Source organism: Actinomycetota bacterium, assembly GCA_030019255.1.
GTDB lineage: Bacteria > Actinomycetota > Geothermincolia > Geothermincolales > RBG-13-55-18 > Solincola_A.
The window spans coordinates 1-2,775 of the sequence record JASEFK010000006.1 but is presented as its reverse complement, the minus strand read 5'-3'; the positions used below and the strand labels follow the sequence as shown (position 1 = coordinate 2,775).

The following is a 2,775-nucleotide window of genomic DNA, read 5'->3' as shown; positions in this document are numbered from 1 at the left end:
GGGGGGGGGTGATCGGTTCCATCAACGTGTACTCGACTCTTGCTGGCTATTTCGGCCTCGGAGAAGAACAGATCATGGAGGACTTGGCAGCGGGTATCTCCTTTGCCCTGGATGCCATGGAGCGGGAAAGCAGGAGACAAAAAGCGGAGGAGCGCTTGAGCAGGCTCAACCAGTGCTTCCTGAATCTGGGAGACGATCCGCTGCAAAACATGGAGAAGATTATCGCGACGGGCAGGGAGATCCTCCACTGCGAGTTGGCCAAGTACTGGCGCCTGGAGGGGAAGTCCTATTCCCTCACCCTCGCTCTTTCCGGATGCGAGAGTTATCGACCGAGGGGAACGTCTCTGGAGAGAAAAATACTGGAGGAGTTTTTTCTCTGGCATAGAGGTCCGCTGGGATGGGATAAAGACAGGCTTCCCAGGATCATGGAGAGCGATCCGGATATCGGTGAATACGGCTTGAAATCTTTGCTCAGTCACCCGGTGATGGTGGGGTCGGAATTCGTGGGATGCCTCTGCCTCTTCGACGGGCGGGAGCGGCATTTCAGTGACGAGGAAGTGGGATACATGGGGATGCTCGCCCGTGCCCTTTCCATCGAGGAGGCTAGATGGAGGGATGAAGAGGATCTGCGCGATTTCATCGACATCGCTTCGCACGAATTACGCCATCCCATTACGTTGGTGAAAGGCTACGCCATAACCCTCGCCGAATTCGAGGACAGATTGAGCAAGGGCGAGAAAAAGGATATGCTGGCCAAGATAAATCAGGCTGCGGATCGGCTGACCTTTATATTGAATGAGCTCCTGGATGTTACCCGTATCGAGAGGGGCAAGCTTACCCTATCGATAAGGGAAGTTCCGGTTGCCGCCGTTGTAGAGTCGGCCCTGGCGGAACTGGGAGAAAGGTATGAAGGGAGAGGGTTTGAGGTTCACCTGGGCGAAAAGGTGGGTACTTTTTCCGTGGATCCGGGAAAGGTGACCTTTGTCCTGTCAGCGCTGTTGGACAATGCCGCTAAATTCTCTCCCCCGGACACCCCCATTACCTTGGAGGTCGAGAGGGTGGAAGATGAAGTAGTGATATCCGTGCTGGACCGCGGTCCGGGGATACCGGAAGGCGAGGAGGAGAGAGTCTTCGAACGCTTTTACCACGCGGGTAAGGCCGTTTACCACTCCATACCGGGAATTGGTCTCGGCCTTTACCTAGCCAAGATGATCATAAATGCCCATGGAGGAAGGATCTGGTATAAATCCAGGGAGGGCGGAGGTTCCGTCTTCACTTTCACCCTCCCTGTGGGGAGTTCTTCGGAACGGGTATAGTTGCCTTCGCATGGGCGTGACCTTGTAATCTTTTTAACGGTCATGATGCACCTGCGGGACAAGGCGCCGCTCTACGAGGCGATGATCTAAGAAGCCCCAGCCGAGGAGGGTCGGTAATCTACCGCGATATTCCGGGAATGGGCTCAGACGTCGTTGCCTCTCGCAGGCTCGAACGCGCATGATCGGGGCCCGTTCCCATCAACCGACACTCGTATAATTCGCCGCGTCCCAGCAATACAGCCTTAAAGCATCTCCAGGCTTTCTCTAAACTTGCTCGGAGGGTTTACGTGTCATATCGAATAGGGACCGTCTTAAACTCATCTTCTACAGTTGACCCTCGACTTTGACCCAATTCGTGCGCAAAACCCCAGGTAGATGGATTGCGGCTTCCGAAACGCACTGAAAAGTAGTGCCACGTTTAAATGGCACAATTTATGTATTTAATATTGTAAATGGCTAATAATGTGGTATTATAGTAGTGATATGTTTATCCGGGAGAAGACCGTCCAGGGCCGCACCTACCTGCAGGTGGTGGAGAACTACCGGGAGGGGGATAAGGTACGCCAGAGGGTGATCGCCACCCTGGGCAGGAAGGAGGAGCTCGTAGCCTCCGGCCAGATAGAGGGGATCCTGCGTTCCCTCTCCCGCTTCTCGGATAAAGTCAGGGTGACGGAGGAGCTGCGGGAGGGGAAGCTTAAGGCCAAGAGGGTACAAAGGATAGGCCCCGACCTCATCTGTGGCCGGCTCTGGTCCGAGCTGGGCTGTGGTTCCGCCATCGAGAAGCTGCTTTCCGGACGCAGGTATTCCTTCCCCGTGGAGAGGGCGGTCTACGCCGCCACCCTGGCCCGCCTCTTCTTCCCCGGATCGGACCGTTTTGCGGATCGGTGCGCCCGCGACTTCCGCATCACCGGGGCGGAGGATCTCTCCCTGCACCACCTCTACCGGGCCATGGCCTTCTTGGGGGAGGTCCGGGAGAGGGTGGAGGAGGAACTCTTCTTCCGCAACCGGGACCTCTTCTCCTCCCTTTCGCTGGTCTTTTTCGATACCACCACCCTCTACTTCGAGGGGAGGGGCGGGGAGTTCTGGGGAAGGAGGGGATATTCCAAGGACCGCAGGCCGGACGAGAACCAGATGGTGGTGGGGGTGGTCATGGACCAGGAGGGAAGGCCCATCGCCTGCCCCATGTGGCCGGGCAACACCACAGACGCCAGAACCATCCTGCCCGTGGCCACTTCCTTGCGGGAGCGCTTCGGGGTGGAGGACATCTGCATCGTGGCCGACCGGGGAATGACGGGAAGGAGGAATGCGCAGGAGCTCGAGGAACTGGGCTTCTCCTACATCCTGGGGGTGAAGATGCGTCTGGAGAGAAAAGCCATGTCCGGGGTGCTCTCCCGGGCCGGGAGGTTCCGGGAGGTGGCCGAAAACCTCCGGGTCAAGGAGGTGAGACACGGGGGAAAGA

2 protein-coding genes are annotated in these 2,775 nt (G+C 57.3%); both read left to right on the top strand.

Going from position 1 to position 2,775, the window contains the following annotated elements; genetic code table 11:
- Positions 1–1,316, top strand: a 1,316-nt coding sequence (locus tag QME84_06540; GenBank protein ID MDI6873924.1) for an ATP-binding protein, incomplete at its 5' end; no start/stop codon positions are given.
- Positions 1,317–1,799: 483 nt separating this feature from the next.
- A partial coding sequence (locus tag QME84_06535) for an IS1634 family transposase (protein MDI6873923.1) occupies positions 1,800–2,775 on the top strand: 976 nt, incomplete at its 3' end.